The 20,443-nt window shown below is 39.8% G+C and carries 19 protein-coding genes; 14 read left to right on the top strand and 5 right to left on the bottom strand.

All coding sequences use genetic code 11. The features are described 5' to 3' along the window. Nucleotides 1-4: 4 nt before the first annotated feature. Nucleotides 5-538, bottom strand: coding sequence for a pyruvate synthase subunit PorC (gene porC, locus MCBB_RS08795; RefSeq protein WP_071907411.1), 534 nt, complete (start codon nucleotides 536-538; stop codon nucleotides 5-7). A gap of 112 nt (nucleotides 539-650) precedes the next feature. Between porC and MCBB_RS08790 the strand changes: the two genes are divergently transcribed. From MCBB_RS08790 to MCBB_RS08740, 11 genes are all read left to right on the top strand, one after another. After that, the gene (locus MCBB_RS08790; RefSeq protein WP_071907410.1) at nucleotides 651-2,234 is read left to right on the top strand and encodes a dihydropteroate synthase-like protein; all 1,584 of its coding nucleotides are present in this window, start codon (nucleotides 651-653) and stop codon (nucleotides 2,232-2,234) included. A 259-nt stretch (nucleotides 2,235-2,493) separates the two neighbouring features. After that, nucleotides 2,494-3,429 carry a TIGR00269 family protein gene (locus MCBB_RS08785; RefSeq protein WP_071907409.1) on the top strand — a complete coding sequence of 312 codons (936 nt, stop codon included), beginning with the start codon at nucleotides 2,494-2,496 and terminating at the stop codon, nucleotides 3,427-3,429. A gap of 218 nt (nucleotides 3,430-3,647) precedes the next feature. Beyond that, nucleotides 3,648-3,848, top strand: coding sequence for a MoaD/ThiS family protein (locus MCBB_RS08780; RefSeq protein WP_071907408.1), 201 nt, complete (start codon nucleotides 3,648-3,650; stop codon nucleotides 3,846-3,848). 101 nt (nucleotides 3,849-3,949) lie between these two features. Further along, on the top strand, nucleotides 3,950-4,972 hold the full coding sequence (locus MCBB_RS08775) for a site-2 protease family protein (protein ID WP_231916346.1): 1,023 nt from the start codon (nucleotides 3,950-3,952) through the stop codon (nucleotides 4,970-4,972). A 207-nt stretch (nucleotides 4,973-5,179) separates the two neighbouring features. Continuing rightward, nucleotides 5,180-6,040 carry a damage-control phosphatase ARMT1 family protein gene (locus MCBB_RS08770; RefSeq protein WP_071907406.1) on the top strand — a complete coding sequence of 287 codons (861 nt, stop codon included), beginning with the start codon at nucleotides 5,180-5,182 and terminating at the stop codon, nucleotides 6,038-6,040. A 166-nt stretch (nucleotides 6,041-6,206) separates the two neighbouring features. Then, nucleotides 6,207-6,629, top strand: coding sequence for a thioredoxin family protein (locus MCBB_RS08765; protein ID WP_071907405.1), 423 nt, complete (start codon nucleotides 6,207-6,209; stop codon nucleotides 6,627-6,629). Between the two features lie 53 nt (nucleotides 6,630-6,682). Further along, on the top strand, nucleotides 6,683-7,288 hold the full coding sequence (locus MCBB_RS08760) for a cytochrome c biogenesis CcdA family protein (RefSeq protein ID WP_071907404.1): 606 nt from the start codon (nucleotides 6,683-6,685) through the stop codon (nucleotides 7,286-7,288). A 214-nt stretch (nucleotides 7,289-7,502) separates the two neighbouring features. Next, the gene (locus MCBB_RS08755; RefSeq protein WP_071907403.1) at nucleotides 7,503-8,327 is read left to right on the top strand and encodes an NAD(P)-dependent oxidoreductase; all 825 of its coding nucleotides are present in this window, start codon (nucleotides 7,503-7,505) and stop codon (nucleotides 8,325-8,327) included. Between the two features lie 86 nt (nucleotides 8,328-8,413). Further along, the gene (locus MCBB_RS08750; protein ID WP_071907402.1) at nucleotides 8,414-8,623 is read left to right on the top strand and encodes a hypothetical protein; all 210 of its coding nucleotides are present in this window, start codon (nucleotides 8,414-8,416) and stop codon (nucleotides 8,621-8,623) included. A 347-nt stretch (nucleotides 8,624-8,970) separates the two neighbouring features. Beyond that, a complete protein-coding gene (locus tag MCBB_RS08745) occupies nucleotides 8,971-10,092 on the top strand; it encodes an ABC transporter permease (RefSeq protein WP_331709791.1) in 1,122 nt (373 codons plus the stop codon). A gap of 100 nt (nucleotides 10,093-10,192) precedes the next feature. Beyond that, a complete protein-coding gene (locus tag MCBB_RS08740; RefSeq protein ID WP_071908056.1) occupies nucleotides 10,193-10,846 on the top strand; it encodes an ABC transporter ATP-binding protein in 654 nt (217 codons plus the stop codon). Between the two features lie 456 nt (nucleotides 10,847-11,302). Here the strand turns inward: MCBB_RS08740 and MCBB_RS08735 are convergent, their stop codons facing one another. After that, nucleotides 11,303-12,628 carry a cytidyltransferase gene (locus MCBB_RS08735; protein WP_071907400.1) on the bottom strand — a complete coding sequence of 442 codons (1,326 nt, stop codon included), beginning with the start codon at nucleotides 12,626-12,628 and terminating at the stop codon, nucleotides 11,303-11,305. Between the two features lie 189 nt (nucleotides 12,629-12,817). Between MCBB_RS08735 and MCBB_RS08730 the strand changes: the two genes are divergently transcribed. After that, nucleotides 12,818-13,384, top strand: coding sequence for a class I SAM-dependent methyltransferase (locus MCBB_RS08730; protein ID WP_071907399.1), 567 nt, complete (start codon nucleotides 12,818-12,820; stop codon nucleotides 13,382-13,384). A gap of 41 nt (nucleotides 13,385-13,425) precedes the next feature. On the opposite strand, the gene MCBB_RS08725 is transcribed toward MCBB_RS08730, so the two are convergent. Then, a complete protein-coding gene (locus tag MCBB_RS08725) occupies nucleotides 13,426-14,655 on the bottom strand; it encodes a threonine/serine exporter family protein (protein ID WP_231916345.1) in 1,230 nt (409 codons plus the stop codon). A gap of 224 nt (nucleotides 14,656-14,879) precedes the next feature. Here MCBB_RS08725 and MCBB_RS08720 point away from each other — a divergent pair, with 224 nt between their 5' ends. After that, complete coding sequence (locus tag MCBB_RS08720) at nucleotides 14,880-16,568, top strand: histidine kinase N-terminal 7TM domain-containing protein (RefSeq protein WP_071907397.1); 1,689 nt, start codon at nucleotides 14,880-14,882, stop codon at nucleotides 16,566-16,568. A 179-nt stretch (nucleotides 16,569-16,747) separates the two neighbouring features. Here MCBB_RS08720 and MCBB_RS08715 read toward each other — a convergent pair whose 3' ends face one another. After that, nucleotides 16,748-17,824 carry an archaeosine biosynthesis radical SAM protein RaSEA gene (locus MCBB_RS08715; protein ID WP_071907396.1) on the bottom strand — a complete coding sequence of 359 codons (1,077 nt, stop codon included), beginning with the start codon at nucleotides 17,822-17,824 and terminating at the stop codon, nucleotides 16,748-16,750. 296 nt (nucleotides 17,825-18,120) lie between these two features. Between MCBB_RS08715 and MCBB_RS08710 the strand changes: the two genes are divergently transcribed. Beyond that, entirely contained in the window at nucleotides 18,121-19,020 is a 900-nt protein-coding gene (locus tag MCBB_RS08710) for an SPL family radical SAM protein (protein ID WP_231916439.1), read from the top strand. 171 nt (nucleotides 19,021-19,191) lie between these two features. Here MCBB_RS08710 and mer read toward each other — a convergent pair whose 3' ends face one another. Further along, entirely contained in the window at nucleotides 19,192-20,157 is a 966-nt protein-coding gene (mer, locus tag MCBB_RS08705) for a 5,10-methylenetetrahydromethanopterin reductase (RefSeq protein WP_071907394.1), read from the bottom strand. Nucleotides 20,158-20,443: the final 286 nt, after the last annotated feature.

Genomic DNA, 20,443 nt, shown 5'->3' with positions numbered 1-20,443 from the left:
TAAGTTATACCTCTTTAACTTTTTCGTATGCTATTTTAGCTGCTTTAGCGTTCTTTTCAGCTACTTCTCCACGGAAGGTTTCCTTTATGATCTTTATTATGGAGTCTAGCGATACCTGGCCAGTTACACCAGCAAAAGCACCTAGCATAACGGTGTTAACGATTGGAACACCTAATATATCCAGTGCTATACCTGTAGCATCTATTTTGTGTATTTTAACCCCGTCTACAGGTTTAATGTCTTTATTTGTATTTATAATAACTTCTCCGCCTTCTTTAATTCCGGAGAAAACATCTACGACCTCTAAAAGTCCATCATCAAGTACTATAACGTAATCTGGATTGTAAACCTGATACCTTCTTCTTATGGGTTGGTCGTCTATTCTTGAAAACGCCATTACAGGAGCGCCTCTTCTTTCAACACCGAAAAATGGAAATGCCTGACAATATTTACCATCTTCAAATGCGGATTTTGCCATTATTTCAGCGGCTGTTACGGCTCCCTGTCCACCGCGTCCGTGAAAGCGAATTTCAATCATCTACTCTACCTCCATTCCTCATAGTTAATCATTATAGATTTGTAATATATATACATGTTGGTGGCTGATCCATATATTATATCCAATGAGAAATAATAGCAGAGGCAGGCTTATGAAGATCCTGATAGTAACTGGAAAACTGGCAGAAAACCTTGTGAAAAATCAATCATCAAAATCAGAGCATGAAGTACACGTCCACGTGGTGGACACACCAATAGCAGCATTCTTAACCCCACAGAGAATCGTGAATGAACTTGAAGGGGGTGGTGCTCAGGGTGGCTACGATCTTGGATCCTTCGACACCATACTGACCCCTGGACTTCTGAGAAAGGACGTAGCTGAAGTTCAGGAAAAAACAGGCATAGCAACTTACAAGGGGCCTAAGGATGCTGCAGATCTTGGAATAGTTCTTGAAATGATGGAAAAACTTGAATTATCCTCAAAAACACCTGCAGATAAACTCATAGAAGATGAACTTATGAAACGTGCCCTCCAGTTCATAGAGGACTTTGAAAACAACGAAGAAACCAGGACAGAACTCCTTGAAAAACCTGAAAACATAACAGTTGGAAGGTTAGCTGTTGGAGAAGATTTCCCAATGAGGGTGCTTGCAGAAATAGCCAACGCACCACTTATGAGTCATGAAGAACTCCTGAAAAGGGCGGAGTACTTCGTGAAATCAGGTGCGGACATGGTTGACATAGGTATGGTTGCAGGTGAAACCCTTGCAGACAGGATACCTGGTATGGTCAAACTCCTCAAGGAAAATCTGGACGTTGCAGTGAGCATAGACAGTTTGAACCCTGTTGAAATAAGGGCAGCGGTTGAAGCCGGTGTTGACATGGTGCTGAGCCTCGATCACGGCAACTACGAGGAAGTTCTACCCCTTTTACAGGAGAAGAACATCCCTGCTGTTATACTGCCAACTGACTACAGTAAAAACTGGGTTCCAAAGACAATTGATGAACGCGTTGAATCATTGGAAAAACTCCGAAAGAAGTGCAGGGGCATAGATGTCATAGCAGATCTCGTACTTGATCCAATAAACAGTACGAGCATTGTTGATTCAATAATCGCCTGTCGCAGGTTCAAAGAGAGAAACCCTGAACCACTGTTCTTTGGTATAGGAAACGTAACCGAACTCCTTGATACGGACTCAGTTGGTGTCAACGCTCTCCTTGCAGGCATAGCAATGGAACTCGGGGCAAGTGTGCTTTTCACACCCGAAGAAAGTGGTAAAACCATTGGAAGTGTTAAGGAACTTGCAGTGTCCTCCAAGATGATGTTCCTCTCCAAGAGCAGGGGTTCCATACCTAAGGATCTTGGAATAAACCTTGTTGTCTTCAAGGACAAGCGCAGGGGAGATGGTATCACTGAAGAAGCTGATGTGCCATCATACGAGGGGAAGATCGAGGAAAGATTTGTAAGAGACCCCTCTGGAAGCTTCAAGATAACCATTGAGGAATCGGAGGGTGAGAAAAAGATAAAGGTGGTTCACTACATTAAAATGGAACCTCAAATTGCCATATCTGGTTTCACAGCCAAGGAGATCTACGATGAGATCCTGCGAAGGGGCCTGATCTCAAGGATGGAACATGCAGCATACTTGGGATCTGAACTTCAAAAGGCAGAAATAGCCCTTAAAACTGGTAAAAATTATGTTCAGGACTTTCCATTGTTTAAGAAGTTTTTGTAGTCTAAACTACTGTAATTTATCCTCTGGTAAAAATTAATTCATCAAAAATTTTTTAAAAATAATTTTTAAAATCAAAATTTTATCACCACAAATTTTACAATAAATTTCATCATTTTTTTTGATTCATTGAAAAATTATCTAATAATCTAAAATAAATAAAGGAAAATAAATAAAATAAATAGAGATCTACAACGATTCGGATCAAAATACTAATTAAATAAACTGATTAAATAAATTAAGTTATAAACGGAGCATTAAAATGGATTCATGCAGTAAATGCGGAAACCCACAGGTAATAATAAAGGTGAAGCGTTCAGGCCAGACACTGTGCCGGGAATGTTTCATAGAAGCCACAAGAGAGAAGGTCCTCCATGACATACGCAAGTACAAACTAGTGGAAAAGGGAGACAAGGTTCTTCTGGGTCTTTCAGGTGGAAAGGATAGTGTAATGGCATTGGAAATTCTGAACAACCTCAGAGAGAGGCACATAATAGATCTGGTTGCTGTGACCATTGATGAGGGAATTGCAGGCTACAGGCAGGAAGGTGTGGAAATAGCAACCCGAAACGCAGAGAGATTGGGGGTTGAACACAGGATCGTTTCCTTCAAGGAGTGCTTTGGATTCACACTGGATGAGATCATGAAAAACGATGCAGAAAACGATCGTTCAAGACATGCATGTACCTACTGTGGTGTTTTCAGGAGATGGATCTTCAACAGGGTTGCAAAGGAGGAAAGAGCCAACAAAATAGCCACAGGCCACAACCTGGATGATGAAACCCAGTCCATACTTATGAACTACCTTGAGGGCAACATCCAGAACCTCACAAGGATAGGTCCAAAATCAGAATCCAAGAATCCCAACTTCACAGTGAAGATAAAACCCCTGAGAGAAATACCTGAAAAGGATATAGGGCTCTATGTTGTTGCCAATGATATGGAGGTCCACTTCGCAGGCTGTCCATACGCAGGGGAATCCTTCAGGGCAGAAATCAGGGACTTCATAAGTGAACTGTCGGTGAACCATCCAACCATAATGTATTCAACCCTCAGGGGCTTTGACAAGATAAAACCAGTTATAAAAAGGGAATTTGCAGGAGAAGCACCTACAGGAACATGTGTACAGTGTGGAGAACCAGCATCTGGAGATCTCTGCAGGGCATGCAGCTTCTTGAAACTGTGGAGTGACGATTGATCTGAGGTTGATCTCATAAGAATAAAAAAATTTAAAAAAATAATAGGAATAAAAATTATTTACCTAACTTATTTACCCCGGGTAACTAATCATCTAATTAAAAAATTATTCTAACATGTACTACAAGCACTAAAATGTACTACAAAAATTTTAAAAGAAGTGCTTGGATGATGAATGATTCAATATTCAATCGATCCTAATACGTTTGGAGACTTCAAATGGAAATAAAAGTAACTATCGGTGAAAAAAAGGAATTAAAAGAATTTCCTCCTAATTTAACAGTTAAAGAAATGCTTAACCTTATGGAAGTGCCCTCTGAAACAGTGGTTGTTAAGAAAAACAACTGCATAGTCATAGATGAGGAAGTACTTGAAGATGGTGATGAACTAGAGGTTATACAGGTAATATATGGTGGATAAGGAGTTAAAATGATTAATTTAAATTTTGTCATTCAAATTTTGTCCATATTTTAAGAATAATTTCATGCTATTAATTTCACTTACCCTAAGAAACTGGACGTGTGGACGTGGAGAACTTTGATATCATAGAGGATTACATATCAAAACACTTTCAGATTCATGGATTCCATTCTACTGAAGAAGGATCGTTTTTTACTGTTTTGAGCTACGATAAAAAAATATTTACTCAGTTAGTCCATGAAATGGATGAAATTGGGTACATACCATTCATAGAACCATACAACGGTTTTTACAGGATAGGAATAGCTCAAAAACCAGAGAGGGGTGAATCCAGGGTGTGGATCAACCTCCTGCTTTTTCTTGCAACCATTGCAACAACACTCTACGCAGGCTACACCTTCGGTGGAGGAAAGATCTGGGATGCTGTGGCATTTTCCATAGCTATAATTGCAGTTCTGGGCACACATGAAACAGCACACTTCGCTGCAGCAAGAAAACATGGTGTTGATGCAACACTACCATACTTCGTACCTGCACCCACCCTCATCGGAACTTTTGGGGCAGTCATAAACGTAAAATCACCAATACCCACAAAAAACGCCCTTTTTGACCTTGGTTTCAGTGGACCCCTTGCAGGAATTATCGTAGCGATCCCAGTACTCATCATAGGAATCCTTCTCTCCTCTGTGGAACCTGTGAGTGCAGGGGTGCTCACCTTCAACCCACCCCTCCTGATGAGTATCCTGACGTATTTTCTGCTGCCTCCAGTACCGTCAGGCTATGCTTTGAACCTTCACCCTGTGGCCTTTGCAGGATGGGTTGGAATCATCGTAACCATGCTGAACCTCATGCCTGTGGCCTTCCTTGATGGAGGTCACATATCCCGATCCCTTTTCAGTGAAGGCGTCCACAAAGTAGTATCAATGATTGGAATAACTGTAACAGTGGTTCTGGGATGGATACCCATGGCAGTACTCATGTTCATAATTCTCTTTGCAACCAAAAGGCATCCCGGAGCCCTTGATAACGTTTCAGGGATCACAAAATGGCGGAAAGCCATGGCAGTGGTCATGCTTCTGGTTTTCATACTCTGTCTATCTCCAGTTCCAGGATCTCCATTTTGATTGTTGTCTTAGAAAAGGACGATAAAAAAGTGCTAAATAAACTTACGTGTAAATTATTTTTAAGTACAATTTTTTGTAAGTATAAGTTCACTCGATATATAATAGTCACGTGAAGAAAAAAAATTGAGCTTAAGAGAAACTTACCAATATAATTAAAGAATTATTAAAGGATTATTTTCATAATATTAAAAATTTCAGAGGTTTAAAATGAAAGTTCACTATGAATGCGCACCATGTTTCCTCAGACAGGCCAGGGAGGCCCTGGATCTTGCAACGGATGATGAGGAACTGAAGATGTATGTTACAGAGAAGATAATGAAAACACTGTCTGAAGATTTCCATGAAGGAGCAGTATCAAACGTCCTTGGAACAGATATGCACAGAACAATAAAAAGTGAAACCGAAAACAGAGATCCTTACAGTCGTGAAAGAGTTTTATGCAATGAAATTGCACTTAAATTTCTTCCTGAAGTTGAGAGGATAGTTAAGGAAAACGATGGCCTTGAGAGTTACCTGAAAGCTGCAATCACAGGTAACATCATAGATTTCGGGGCACTGGGCCTGAACACCAACATGGAATCCCTCATAACCGAAACAATGAAGAAGGATTTTGCAGTTGATGACTCAGAAAAACTGGAAGAGGCACTTAAAACTTCAAGCACAGTTCTGTACCTTGCAGACAACGTTGGAGAAATAGTCTTCGACAAACTCCTCATAAAAAAGCTTAATGAGTATGATGTTAGAGTCACAGTTGCACTGAAGGAAAATCCAATTCTGAACGATGCATGCATACCAGATGCACTGAGCATTGGTCTGGATGAAGTTGCAGAACTTGTATCAACAGGTACTGATTCCATTGGAGTTGTTTACGGTGATGTTTCAGATGAGTTCAAGGAACTATTCGATGCATCTGACATGGTGATAGCCAAGGGCCTTGGAAACTACGAAGGCCTTACAGAAATGGATCTTGGGGATAAACTAGTTTTCTCCCTCCTGAATGCTAAATGCAAACCTGTTGCACGCAGCATAGGTGTTGAGGTAGGGGACAACGTGATTTTAAGGCTGTAAACGCCTATTTATTTATTCACTTATTTATTCATTTTTTGAAAAGCCTGACCTCCTATCACGAACCATCATATCACATATTCTAGAATCAGTAAATATCCTAGAATCAGTGAACAGTTAAATCCTAAAATCAGTAATCTACTTATTTTATTGTGATGATTTATGATCCATGAAGAAGTTGTTCATTGCAGCAATTGGACTCGTAGTTTTAACAGCTGCATTATACGGATTTTCAAGTTTTAAAGGAGAAACAACAAATACAAGCTCTGAATCTTTGAAGTGGGGCACGGATCTTAACTCTGCACTTCAGGAATCCAGGAACACAGATAAAAATGTTTTTATTGATTTTTATGCTGACTGGTGTCCCTACTGCAAGGAACTGGATGAAAAAACCTTTAAGGATACTCGGGTTCAGGATAAACTAAGTCAAAACTACGTTGCAGTTAAGATCAACACAGATGATAATCCAGAACTGGCATCCAAGTACAAGGTGTACAGTCTTCCAACACTGGTCATTCTAAATTCAGATGGACAGGAAGTAAAACGGTACAATGGATACATAAGTGCAGACGACCTTTTGAGCATGCTTTAACTAATTAAAAGTTATTCAATAAAATCATTCAATAATTCATGGAGTAATACCTTATGAACATTGGTTTTTTGGTTTCATTTTCTGCAGGGGTGGTTTCAGTGCTTTCACCATGTGTTCTACCACTCATACCAATAGTTGTAGGTCAGTCACTGATGAAAAGGGAATTATCCCAAATATTATCCTTTATAACAGGATTTTTCATGGTTTTTGCAGTTGTGACGGCGCTGACGGTTGTTTTCACAGCTGCAGTGAACCATTACCTCCTGTACTTCAGGATGGTTGCAGCATCACTCTTAACTCTCCTGGGAGTTCTTCTGATCTTCAACAAAAATATTTTTAAATTCTACACGCCCAGACATGGTGAAAAAGGTTTGGGTCCATTTCTTATGGGATTTTTAACCTGTCTTGCATGGTCACCCTGCTACGGCCCATATGTAGTTGCAGTTGCAGCTTACAGTGCATCAACAGGAAACACCTTCCTCACTGCAGTTAACATGGCTTTGTTTGCTGGAGGATTCTCCCTGACACTATTCTTAATTGCATTCACTGCATCCAAAATCAAATTCAATGGAATGATCAAATATTATGATGATGTAAGGATATTTTCAGGGATCATAATAACCATTGCAGGAGTGTACATGTTAGCAGGGCTTATATAATGTTCATACTTCTGTAATTGTATAATGTGGGTGCTGCTGATGGTTGAGTGAGATAACTCCTCTAGATTACCTTTGGGGGTTAAACTTGCAAAAATGATAAAAACATACATGATACGTTATCACATTAGTTATCACATTATAACAACATTGGGTTTGCTACCCTGGCCTTTGTTACCATTGGATTTGCTTAAAAAGGGATAATAGGAGAGATCATATGAAAATTGGCTTTATAGGATTTGGAGAGGTTGCATCAAACCTATCCAAGGGACTTAGGGATCATGGAGCTGAGGTTTGCGCCTGTGTTGAGGGGAGAAGCTCCAGAACACGTAAAAACGCAGAGAAGATTGGTGTCACCCTCTGCAGTACAAACATGGAAGTTGCAGAGATATCAGACGTAACCCTATCTGCAGTTGTACCTTCAAAGGCCATTGAAGTTGCAGAAGAAGTTTCAAACCACTGCAAGGGTATCTACGTGGACATGAACAACGTGTCCCCAGAAACTGTGAACCAGGCACTGGGCCTTGTGAAGAATGGAATGGTTGTGGATGCATCGTTAATGGGATCGGTACTCAAACATGGTATCAACACTCCAGTAATAGCATCTGGGCCTTGTGCACATGAATTTGCCAAACTCAAAACTTATGGCTTGAATATAGATGTTGTGGGCACAAAAACAGGTCAGGCATCCGCCCTGAAGATGCTGAGAAGCACTTACACCAAGGGAGTTTCAGCACTACTTTTTGAGACCTTTTCTGCAGCCTACAAAATGGGTTTGGATGAAGAATTGATGAAATACCTCCAGAAAACTGAATGCCCAGGTTTCAAGGATGCTGCAGCTTCGAGGATCATAAACAGTGCTTACCATGCCCAGAGAAAATCAGATGAAATGGAGGAGGTGCTAAAGTTTTTAGGGAAGTACATGGAACCTGCAATGGCCCATAAAACCGCTGATTTCTTCAGGATCATTGCAGAAAAGGTGGATTTAGATGAAAAACCTGGTGATTACAGGACTATTTTCCAAAATTTAGATGTCAAATGAGGCATGTTTCATTAAATTTATAGTAAATAGAGAACAAATAAAAGAACAGCTGATATTACTGATATTCATGTTAAAGGGTGCATCTTATGAGGGATGAACATATCAAAGAGTGCAGAGAATCTCTGATGAAACTCATAGGTCGTAAAATAATTGACATCAAACTTAAAAGCCGTGACCGTGGATGCTGGCGCTTTTACGTCGATACTGATGATGGTGAATTCATATTAACCTTCTGCAAGGAATGGGACTGTCCTGCAGTTGAACACTGGGAAGAACATGGGCACGATGGAGATTAAATGATTCCATTTAAAACATTTAAAATCATTTTTAACCATCCTTAACCTTTATAATCCTCTGTAACTATTTTTAACCCATATCTATTCTTTTAATCATCTATTTTTAACCAGTGAACCCTTTTTAACCAGTAAACCCCTATTCAGTTTACTAATTCTTAATTTCAGATGGATTTCGTCAGCCTTACCCTCATCCTTTCATTTGAATTTTCAATGAAATGTGGTGTAAATGGGCATAATTTGGGTACGATGTGGGAAAAACTATTTTTAATGTTCTTTTAAGATAAAGGCCCATGAAATACAGGAATTTAATCTTAAAAAACATATTTAGAAACAAATCAAGGAGTGTATTGGCTATATTTGGTATCGCCATAGGCATAGCTGCAGTGGTGGGATTGGGCCTTGTTACAGACGGACTCACAACATCCACCCAAAAGGCCCTTACAGCAGGGGCTGCTGATTTAACAGTAGTATCAGTGAACTCAATGGGGGCTGGTGGTGCGGGTGGTCAGGGTCCTGGAGGCGATCAAAGTTCAGCAACCATCTCTACAAACAGTTCTACAAGTACTGGAACCATCAATGAAACAATGGTTGATAATATTCTGGACATAGGTGGTGTTAAAGATGCAACTGGTGTTTTAGAAACCCGTTTCACAGTCAGTGGTTCGCAGATGCCGCTAACGGTAATGGGAATGGATGGTAGTAAGATATCCCTTGCTGATGCTGTGATCACCAATGGTTCAACATACTCCAGTGCAAATGAAGTGATAATAGGTACCACAGCTGCAAAAACCATGAACAAAACCATAGGAGATACCATCACACTATCCAACGAAACATTCAAGGTAGTCGGTATTTACCAGACAGGTGATGTTATGGAAGATGGTGGTGTTTTCATGTCACTGAGTGCCCTCCAGAGTCTTACAAACAGTACGGGTACAGTGTCATCCATAATGGTTAAGGCGGACAACAGTAACAACACCGACAGTTTGACCAAGACAATAGAATCCACATATTCAAACTTAACAACAACAGATTCCATGGCATCAATGGGCAGAATGAACAACGGACTCTCGGTTATAGAAACCGGGTCTTGGGCTGTTTCCCTCCTTGCAGTGCTTATAAGTGCTGTGATAGTTGTTTTAACCATGGTAAAATCTGTGGTTGAGAGAACAAGGGAAATAGGAGTTCTTAAAGCTGTTGGATGGACAAGTAAAAGGGTGCTCCTCATGATAATTGGAGAATCCATAGTACTTGCAGTAATGGCGTCCATTCTAGGGGTTGGTTTTGGAATAGTATTTGCAGAGATTCTGAGTGCTTCCAACTTCTTACCTGGAATTCAGCTGGCATTTTCAGCAGGTTTATTCCTCAAAGCTATTGGAGTTGCAGCAGTTCTTGGAATTTTATGCGGCCTGTATCCCGCATACAGAGCTTCCAGATTATCACCAACGGAGGCACTGCGCTATGAATGATGTCAAAAAAGATGGAACAATGGATAAATACGTGAATGCCAAAATTGAGGAAACCTCTAGGAACGAAACCCTCACTAAAAACTCAAAAACCATAGAAAACATGGTTGAAATGGATTCAGTTTGTAAAACATACGAAGATGGTAGAATAATGGCTCTGGATGGAGTTGACCTTAAGGTGAGGAGGGGTGAATTTGTCTCGGTTATGGGGCCTTCAGGCTCTGGAAAATCAACCCTCCTAAACCTTATGGGTGCACTTGACACTGCAGATGAAGGCAGGATAACCGTGGCAGGTCATGACCTCACCCAGAGAGAGGACTTCAGCACTATCAGATCAGCAGAGATAGGCTTCATATTCCAGTTCCACAACCTTATACCCAACCTCACAGCGAGTGAAAACGTGCAGATACCCATGCTTGAAACACCACTCTCAGACGAGAAAATGGTTCAAAGGGCAGAAGATCTTCTAAAATCATTGAACATGGAGAATAAACTGGATCAAATTCCAACCAAATTATCTGGAGGTGAAAGGCAGAGAGTGGCCATTGCAAGGGCACTTGCCAACCATCCCTCTTTGATACTTGCAGATGAACCCACAGGATCCCTAGATTCAAAGACAGGGAAGATCATACTGGACATTTTAAGGGACATCCACAGAAGGGATGGTGTGACCATCGTGATGGTGACCCATGATGAAAGGGTTGCAGAGGCTGCAGATAGAATAATACAAGTCAGCGCTGGAAGAATTGAAGTTTAGAGTTCTCCTAAAACCTATAACTTCATCTTTTTCCATATTTCCATTTTAATCAAGCACATTTCCATTTCAATGAAACACCTTGCCACAAACACTTGCCATTCCAATCAAAAAAATTCAATTAATAAATAAATACCATTGAATAACTCAATGAATTCATAGAATCGACGTAAATCATTAAAAAATCTATCAAATCAAATATAAATTCATATAATTAAATCAAAATAATTAAATCAATGAATTGATGGAGATCATGATGTTTTTAATAAAATTGAGAATTTACTTTAAGAATTATTTGATTTAATTAAAAATTAATTAAAAGGATTAAAAATTAACTCCCATACCCAAGAGGTAACTTTTTTGTTGATGGGGGGATGATGATGAAAATTGGTGGAAATTGGTAATTGATTACGTCTCCAAATCTTTTGGCACAAAACCGTCGCTTTAGTCAATAACCAATCAGTTTCCATTACCAACGAGTATTCGGACCCTCCATCCTTCTTTTTTCTCAAGTATTCTTGCAGTTAAGGGTATGAACTGTGAATCAACCAGCAGCCTCAGGTAGGTTGCATAGAGTGCAGGCAGTTTCAGTGGACTTTTTATCTTACGATCAGATGCACGGATCTCTGTGCAGAGCCTGTCCCGGTTGTCAACGAAGATCTCTGCCTCCATACTATCCTCAAGGGACTCCAGCTCAAAGCTTCGAAGGTGCATACCTCCTTCAAAGGAATAAGGTGATTTTTCACGTATTCTATCCCCCTTTCTGAACATCTGATGCGCCTCTGAAGATGGAACTCCCTCCCGGGCCTTTGATGCCACGAACCATGCCCTTTCAATCACTTTCTCAACTGTTTGATCAGGGGGTATGATTCCATCCTTCTGGTAACGCTTTATAAGGCTGTAAACTTCACCACGGGTCACATCCTCCTCAACGGCACTTATTGCAAGTCTTGTGAGAACAGGACCGTAGCCTGCCATACGCAGTGAAGCCCAGATCTGATCCTCGTACTTGTAGCTTCGCCCCTTAACAACTGCATTAACTGCATCAGCACTCATATGGGCAATGTTGGTGAGTTTGGGTCTGGAGTAGGTGTTGAACCTCTTTGTGATAACCTTAAGGTTTCTTTCTCCAGGAATGCTTCCCTTACTTATCTCTTCCTCAAGTATCTGGATGGTTGTGTCTGGAAGGAACTTTGCAGCACTTTCAGGTATCTTCATGTTGTTTTCAAGTATCTCACGCCTTATAACCCTTCCAGATATCTTCTCCCCACCAACGGTTTCCTCGGGTATGATGTGGAACTTCAACTTCCTGTGGTACTTCTTGTAGAGAAACTCGTTAACAGCGAACCAGCGTATAACATTCCTGTTAGGAAGACTTCGAGGTATTCCGCTGAATATCCCCTTTTTGGCGAATTTAGCTGCGTAGCGCTGTATGGATTTAGGTGATACATTGGCAGCATCCACGTAATCCACAACACCATCCTCTAGCATCATAGCTATCCTTATGGGTACGGTGTAGGCCATCGTAAGACGATGATGCAGTCCCTCTATGGGCACGATCCTGTCTGCACCTGCTTCAAGTGCCATACGGCTTCTGGCTTCGTAGGATGCGAAGAATGGTGCGTGGTTAGCACTGTAACCTTTGTTCAAATATATAACAAGTTCTTCACCTTTTTTATCCGCAAGGCGGCGGCCCTTTTGTATCAATTTAACGTGTCCCTTATGAACAGGGTCAAAATCAGCGCTGATTCCTATCAGGTTAATACCTCCTAAAAAATGCTTCATGGATGGTAATATCCATGTATTGAGCATAAAAAGTTATTTTAATCGTTTTTTAAATCTATTTTTTTTAAATAAACATTTTCATAATGATTTAAATTATCATAATGAGTTAACATTTGAGTTACAGATAATTGATCTGCATAACTTATATCCTACTCATATTTTTTATAGCTTGGTTTTAAATCTATTTCCATGAAATTTGAAGAACCAAGTTCATCACAGATATTTTTAATGGTTGTGATGGCCAATGGAATTGGCAGTTTTTTCTACAGGAACTACGTAAAAAACCTTAATTTGAAGGGGAATGAAAGAATTTTGGAGTACGGCTCAGGATCAGGAGCTATTTCAAGACATTTAGCCCCAATTCTTCTGGAAAATGGTGGACACTTAACCTGTTGTGACATATCCCAAAGATGGATGGCCACAATTAAAAAGAGGATAGATAAGTATCCCAACGTGGATTTTAAACTTGGAAAAATTGACAAGGTTGATATTCCTGATGGTTCCTACGATGCCGTTGTGATCCATTACGTACTGCACGATATAGAACCTGAATTAAGGGAAGATATATTACAAAATCTTGCTAAAAAGTTGAAAATCACAGGAAAGATCTACATCCGAGAGCCAATTGGAGATCATGGAATGCCTGCAGCTGAAATCCAGCACTTAATGCAAGGTATTGGATTGAATGAAATTGACTTTAAAATAAACAAGATGATGTTAATGGGTCAGATCACGGAGGCCACGTACGTTAAATGAATTTGAAGTTTATTTGGATTGGTTTTAAATTTAAACCATAACTACACTATCTTTTTATTTTTCAAGGGTTCCATAACCACGGCACCCACTAGGAGGCCAAGGGATATTGAAACTATGGTCAAAATCATGAGAAGACCACTTGTAACTGATGCAGAGAAGTTCTGACCTGCCAGGGTTGCGAGGCTGATGAAACCAAGGGAACCGGGCACCAAAACCCAAAACGCAGGTAAAATTGAGACGAAGCTGGGTGTTTTATGTTCGCTCTTCTCTATGATGGTACCGCTGACTGCCATGAGGAATGAACCAAGGAATCCTCCAAAAAATCCTCCCACCAAGTAGTTACCAATTTGTTCTCCAATGAAGGCTACGTAAAGTATCAGCATGACCCATGGCAGATCCTTGTTGCGTATGGACATGAAGAGGTACATTCCAATTCCGAATATTAAAATTCCAAGGTAAGGAGCCCACCAGCCCAGTGTTGCAGAGTTGAAGACAATGAGCTCCTGGTTGGGTAATCCCATTATCTGTAGTCCGAGCAGGACACCGAAGAGCAGGAGCAAAAGGATTGCAGCACCATAGATAACTCTGCTTGCACCGGAAACGATCTCATCAGATGCAAGTTCGAACATGCCGGTTGTGAGGGTTGCACCAGGCAGAAAATAGGCAAGGGAAGGAATCAGCATTACAAAGGATCCTGCTACCAGTCCAGCTTTAACTCCCCAGAAGAAAAGACATGAAACAAGTAAAGCAGCAATAACCGGGAGTATCACTGAAAATTTGGTTCTTTTTTCTCCAAAAAGGATCAGGGTACCCACCAGTGCACCTAAAATTCCTGAAGCTATGAGCTGCTCTAATGAAGGCTGCATTAACAATCCAATACCCACTGAAAACAGAATGTAACCCACAATCATTCCAGTGGGTCCAAAAAGATGCTTTTCAGAAAGTATCCTTTTTATACATTTGACCCCCTCTACAGGATCTATTGCAGCATCCTCCGCCCTGTAAATGAGTTCGTACAACTCAGAAACCTGATTCAAAGGTATGAGTCCAGGTTTTGGGTTTGCTGCAGTTATTGGTGCTGTTTCATGTTCACCAAGTTTTATAAGGATCATGGTGGGAAAAACCAGTATTTCAGATTCCACATGGTATGCAGATGCAATTCTCTTCAATATGGATGTTATGTCCACAACTGATATTCCTGCAGATGCCAGAGCCTTTCCCAATTTTGTTAAAAATTCGAGAAGACCCATTGGTACTTCAGTTACTTCCATTAAATCATCTTTTAGCATTGATCTTCACTTGTTTCTCATCATTGAAACATTTTGTTTTTTTATAGTTTTGAAATAAGTTTAAAAATGAACAATCATATCACTATAAACTTATTTCAACTTAAATTGACTAATGAAATAGTGGTTAATAAAAAAGAGAAGATTTATGAATAAAAAGCTAAAAGGATAAACTTGAGTAAATAGAGATCATTATTATCAATTTATAAATGGTCATGATAATGAACTACAACTACATACCCTATGCAATGGTTCTTGCAATATCCTCTTTGATTGCGATTTTTCTCACTTTTTACACGTGGAAACGGAAAAAGGTTCCAGGTGCAAGGTACATATCACTTGCACTTCTTGGAGTTGCATTCTGGTCATTTTCAGCCATACTTGTTGTTTTATCCTCAAAAATATCCTCAAGCATATTCTGGTCCCAGGTAAGTTACATCGGTGTTGTTAGTATAGCGCCCCTATGGTTGCTTTTTGCTGCAACTTATACCCAGAACGATGCTTGGTTCACAAAGTCCAGATGGCTGCTTTTATGGGTTGTACCAGCATTTGTACTGGTATTGGTGTTCACGAACCAGTGGCATGGTTTGATATGGCCCCATGTAGTTCCAGTACACACTGGATCTGGAACAGTCTTTGTTTACGATCATGGGGTTGGTGCTTGGATCAACGTGATATATTCCTACATCCTTATGGTAGTGGGAATGATCCTGTTATCCCAGACTGTGATAAACTCGCCGGGTCTCTATAGGTATCAGGCAGGATTACTGTTGGTGGGAGCACTGGTTCCAATGTTACTGAATGCTGTTTATCTTGCAGATATCTACCCTGATCCTGGAATGGATCCAACACCATTTGCATTTCTTGTAACAGGATTTGTATCTGCGTGGAGCCTTTTAAGATTCAAATTTTTGAATGTAATGCCAGTTGCACACACAACGCTGTTCAAAAGTATTGAAGGAGGGGTTGTTGTTTTAGATGCTCAAAATAGAGTTGTGGAAGTTAATCCTGCAGCAAAACAACTTTTAGGTTTGGATGGGGAAGTACTGGGTGAAACTGCAAAATCTGTTATGATCTCCTTCCAAGATTTTAAAGAACCCCATGATGGTCTTTCTATGCACTATGAAGCACTGCTGAAAAGCTCCAAACCATGCTGGGTGGATGTGAATGTTAAACCTCTTTGCCAGGGTAATGAATCACTTTTAGGTTATCTAATTTCTTTGAACAACATAACGCAGATTAAAACTGCAGAGGAACGTTCTAAAAAGGCACTTGAAGAGAATGAACTTCTCATGAAGGAAATACATCATCGTGTTAAAAACAATTTAACCGTTATATCCAGCCTTTTGAGCATGCAGTCCAGGTACGTAAAAGATAAAGATGACCTTGAAATGTTCATTGAAAGTCAAAACAGGGCAAAATCAATGGCGATGATCCATGAAATGCTTTACAATTCAATGGGGGAATTTAAACGTATAAACTTTGGATTGTACATAGAAAAATTGAGCAGAATCATATTCAACGCTTATACAATGGATCCTAGTAGAATAAAACTTGAAACAGATCTTGAAAATATCCAGTTGGATGTGGACACAGCTGTACCTCTAGGGTTAATACTGAACGAACTCATATCTAACGCTCTAAAATATGCATTTCCTGAGGGAAGAAAAGGTACCTTAAGGGTAACATTCAAAAAAGAAGAAGATACAAACTTACTGTTAAGAGTTGAAGACGATGGTGTTGGTGTTCCTGAAAAAAACGGTGTAAATGGAACTAGTTTAGGTTTAATACTAATAAAAAGTCTTGTTGAACAAATTAATGGAAATATAACTGTTGATAATAAGAATGGACTTAAAATCAACATTCGATTCCATGAAATGGATTATAAAAAACTTTAAAAATTAAATTATTGGACGAGTACATAAGAATGAGTACAACTAAAATGTTTTAAAATGAAACGAATTAGAAGTATCAAAAAAAGTTGTTAGAATTATTTTCTTAGAAAATAATCCTTTAAAAACTAATAGAACTCACTGGATCCAAAAAAAATGAAATTTGAATGAAATGAATGGGATCACTACTTCATCCGGCTTAAATTGGTTGTTGAATGTGTGAGGTCTGAAAACTCCACATCTGCAGCCCATTTAACCTTACAGTCACATTCAAATTCTTCCAGTTCACTTGGAATATTCTGTTGAAGGTTGGATTGTATTATCAGCTTTTTAAGGCGAGAATTACATTTTTTACAGTTGTAAGGACCTCTCCGGGTTCCAAATGCTGCAGTGTCCATTATAACAGGGATCTTAACAGAACTCCTCACCTGCTTCAGTATCTCAACAACGCTCCATATCCATGGGGGTTGGTAGGCTCCCTGCTTCCAGAGGGTTTCCATGAGTGTGCCCTTATGGATGGTTGCAGGACAGAACGAAACTCTGCTTGCACCGATGCCTTCAGCGTACCGTGCAGATTCAACAGCTTCATCAATTGCGTCCCTCTCAGATGTTAATATCGGTTTTACAAAGAGGTATGCCTTGGCATGGACGTTGTGTTTCGGCTGCATACTCTTGATGGTTGCAACTGCAGCTTCGAAGTCTTCACACGTGAATCCCTTGTTTATCTTGTACTTCCTTGTGTGGTTGTTTGAGGTTTCAAGTCCCATTCCAATCTCAAAGAGCTTGTTTCCCAGGGCTTCACTGCAGTCACGGAGCACTTCCTCTGTCACGTACTCTGGTCTTGATTCAACAACAACCTCTTTAACATTTTCTTCATCCCTTAAAATTCCTAAAATAGTATCCCTGGCCTCTTTAGGAACTTCATCTTCGTTCAGGAAGCTTCCAGATACGAAGATCTTCACAGTTGTGTTTTCCCTTATTTCATGCCGGGCCATGCGTTTTTTGAAGATGTCAACGAGTTCATCTGCCCCAACATCTACAAGGGGTGAATCTGCAACGTAACTGCACATGGTACAACCTCCAGATCCTGAAAGTGCCCAGGCACAACCTGAAGTGGGAAGCACCACAAAAATAGCGTTTCCAATTCCTGAGTAAAGCAAGTCCTCACCGGACCAGCTTGCTGCCAGGTCTTCTGGAGACTTTTTTTCCATCTTTTCAATGGCGTTCTCTCTAATTTCATGCATTAACTTTTGTATTTCCATTTTAAATCTTGTCCCTTATTTTAAAGCAATTATATCGTTACATTAAAATTTTAAACTATAATTATACGGTATATTAAAATTATTTTAAACTAATCATTGTTGTACTAAAATCCTTAAGGTTACATCTTTTTTAGGCTTCCAATGGTTTTATCATGAAACATCATTTTATTATATAACAGTATAATTTATGGTGATTATACATTAAAGTACTTGAAATTTTTTGAAATTTTTAGGGTCCCGATGTAACTACATAAAGGCTCCCCTTTGTGTGATCTGATGAATGAGGTGTGGAATTGGTGCGTGAAATCAAGGTTAAATCCCTTCTGAACAAACACAAAAAACGTGACAGCTGTTTTCTGGATGATTACACACTTAATCCCTATGCTGGATGTTCCATGGGTTGTATCTACTGTTACACCCGTGGCAGCAAGTACGGTGCTCGTCAAACCCCTGAGAATGTTACAAATATGGATGTGGCCTTGAAGGCTGATGCAGCCTCTATCCTTAAACGCCAGCTTAAAAACAGACTTCGGAGGGGTGAACGTGGATTCATAGTCCTTGGATCTGCAGCTGAAGCTTATCCTAATGTAGAAAATGATCTTAAGGTTACAAGAGAAATCTTAGGTTTGATCAAACGCTTCAAATTTCCTGTTCATGTCTGCACCAGATCAAAACTGGTGCTTAGGGATCTGGATCTTTTAAGGGCTGTGAATGAAACTGCAGTTCTCCCAGATGACCTGGATTACCTGGAACATGGGGTGTTCATATCATTCTCATTTTCAACCCTGGATGAAGGATTAGCTCGGTTACTTGAACCTGGAGCTCCAAGTCCTCAGGAGCGACTTGAAACCATGAAAAAATGCAGTGTGGCTGGTTTCAAGGTGGGTGTAATCAACATGCCGGTTCTCCCATTTTTATCAGATTCAGATGAATCATTGGAAGCCATGGTAAAAAGTGCTAAGGAACACGGGGCAAGTTATGTTATGTTCGCTGCATTAACACTCTTTGGTAACGGGCCAGAAGACTGCAGAACCCTTTACTACAAATTTCTTGAGGATAATTATCCTGAACTCATACCAGAGTATCAGAAACTTTTCAGAAATTCTTCCTACCCCTCAAACACATATCAAAAGGATTTATCAAGAAGAGCGAAGAAGGTTTCAGATAAATATAATATAAAAACAAGGATATTATGATTTTAATATAATTTAAATCGTAATTTTTATTGAAGTTTATTAAAGAAGTTAAAAAAAATACCTTAAAAAAAATCTTCTATTAAATTTATTTAAAATAAGTTTTTTTAATTCAATGTGCTGAAAAATGAGTTATTCTTAGTTTAAAATATAAAAAAAAGAAGATAAGTAAGCTTAGAAGCTTGCTATAACTTCTCCGAGTAATTTTATGGATGATTCTTTGTCTGGTCCTATTGGGGAACCTGCGACGTACTGGGTAACGCCCATGTTGCCGAGAGCTTCGATTTTTGGAACGAACTCTTTTGGAGTTCCAACAACTGAGAATGCGTCCATTAATTCTGGTGTAACAGCTCCAATTGCTCCTCCGAAGTCACCTTTACCTAAGAATGCTCCGAATTTTGCACCGGTGTCTGTTGGTAGTCCGTGTCTTTCGAATACTGGTGGTGGTGATCCTGCTGCTATAAATGCAACAACTATTTTTGCTGCGTTTAATGCTTTGTCAGCGTCTTCTGCTATGGAACAGCATGTGTATGCTGCAACATCAACATCAGATATGGATTTACCTTCTGCTTCTGCTCCTTCTTTTATCATTGGAACAGCTGCTTCAAAGTCTTTTGGGTTTGATGCGTTGATCAATGCACCGTCTGAGAATCCTCCGGCGGTTTTGAGCATCATTGGTCCCTGAGCTCCCATGTAAATTGGGACTTTTTCCTGAACTGCTTTTGCACCCATAAGGCTTGCACCGCTTTCTGTTTTTTCTCCAGCTAGGAGTGTGCTCATGGTTGCGATTGCGTTTTTGATTGTGCTGACAGGCTTTGTCCATTCGATTCCTAATGCATCGAAGGTTGCTTTGTCACCAGGTCCAATACCTAGGGTTGCCCTTCCGTTTGATAATTCGTCGAGGGTTGCAATAGCAGATGCTGTTATTGCTGGGCTTCTTACGTAGGGGTTGGTTACACCAGGACCCATTTTTATGGTTTCGGTTCCTGCTGCAATTAATGCAAGGGTTTCATATACGTTCTTGTTGTTGTAGTGGTCTGTAATCCATGCGTATTCAAATCCTACGTCTTCTGCGAGTTTGACAAGCTTTACAATCTTGTCTATAGGTTCATTTGGAACAAATTCGATACCAAACTTCATGATTTATCACCATCTCTAGATTTATCAGGAGTATAAAAATATTTTGCCATTTAATCGTAAACGAAAGATTTAAATAGTAGTCTCATGGGGATGGGGGAGTTCCCTTATACAGTTATAATTATACAGTCCTATTCAACTCTACTTAACTCATTTTAAGCCATTTTTGGGGTTTAAAAATTATGGGAAATATTCGGATATTTTTACTAATTTCATAACGTTTGGATCCCTTGAGATGTGATCAAAAAAGTATCTTCAAAAAAAAGTATCTTCGAATTACAAGAATTTC

Origin of the sequence: Methanobacterium congolense (assembly GCF_900095295.1) — an archaeon.
Classification (GTDB): Archaea; Methanobacteriota; Methanobacteria; order Methanobacteriales; family Methanobacteriaceae; genus Methanobacterium_C; species Methanobacterium_C congolense.
Note: the sequence above shows the minus strand (reverse complement) of the source record. Positions and strands in the feature narration are given on the sequence as shown.

Coding starts and splice junctions, on each gene's coding strand:
- MCBB_RS08735 (WP_071907400.1), bottom strand. CDS start 12,628: ATGAAGCATTTTTTAGGAGGTATTAACCTGATAGGAATCAGCGCTGAT.
- MCBB_RS08725 (WP_231916345.1), bottom strand. CDS start 14,655: ATGGAAGTAACTGAAGTACCAATGGGTCTTCTCGAATTTTTAACAAAA.
- MCBB_RS08715 (WP_071907396.1), bottom strand. CDS start 17,824: ATGGAAATACAAAAGTTAATGCATGAAATTAGAGAGAACGCCATTGAA.
- MCBB_RS08780 (WP_071907408.1), top strand. CDS start 3,648: ATGGAAATAAAAGTAACTATCGGTGAAAAAAAGGAATTAAAAGAATTT.
- mer (WP_071907394.1), bottom strand. CDS start 20,157: ATGAAGTTTGGTATCGAATTTGTTCCAAATGAACCTATAGACAAGATT.
- MCBB_RS08765 (WP_071907405.1), top strand. CDS start 6,207: ATGAAGAAGTTGTTCATTGCAGCAATTGGACTCGTAGTTTTAACAGCT.
- MCBB_RS08740 (WP_071908056.1), top strand. CDS start 10,193: ATGGTTGAAATGGATTCAGTTTGTAAAACATACGAAGATGGTAGAATA.
- MCBB_RS08760 (WP_071907404.1), top strand. CDS start 6,683: ATGAACATTGGTTTTTTGGTTTCATTTTCTGCAGGGGTGGTTTCAGTG.
- MCBB_RS08785 (WP_071907409.1), top strand. CDS start 2,494: ATGGATTCATGCAGTAAATGCGGAAACCCACAGGTAATAATAAAGGTG.
- MCBB_RS08750 (WP_071907402.1), top strand. CDS start 8,414: ATGAGGGATGAACATATCAAAGAGTGCAGAGAATCTCTGATGAAACTC.
- MCBB_RS08770 (WP_071907406.1), top strand. CDS start 5,180: ATGAAAGTTCACTATGAATGCGCACCATGTTTCCTCAGACAGGCCAGG.
- porC (WP_071907411.1), bottom strand. CDS start 538: ATGATTGAAATTCGCTTTCACGGACGCGGTGGACAGGGAGCCGTAACA.
- MCBB_RS08790 (WP_071907410.1), top strand. CDS start 651: ATGAAGATCCTGATAGTAACTGGAAAACTGGCAGAAAACCTTGTGAAA.
- MCBB_RS08730 (WP_071907399.1), top strand. CDS start 12,818: ATGAAATTTGAAGAACCAAGTTCATCACAGATATTTTTAATGGTTGTG.
- MCBB_RS08755 (WP_071907403.1), top strand. CDS start 7,503: ATGAAAATTGGCTTTATAGGATTTGGAGAGGTTGCATCAAACCTATCC.
- MCBB_RS08720 (WP_071907397.1), top strand. CDS start 14,880: ATGGTCATGATAATGAACTACAACTACATACCCTATGCAATGGTTCTT.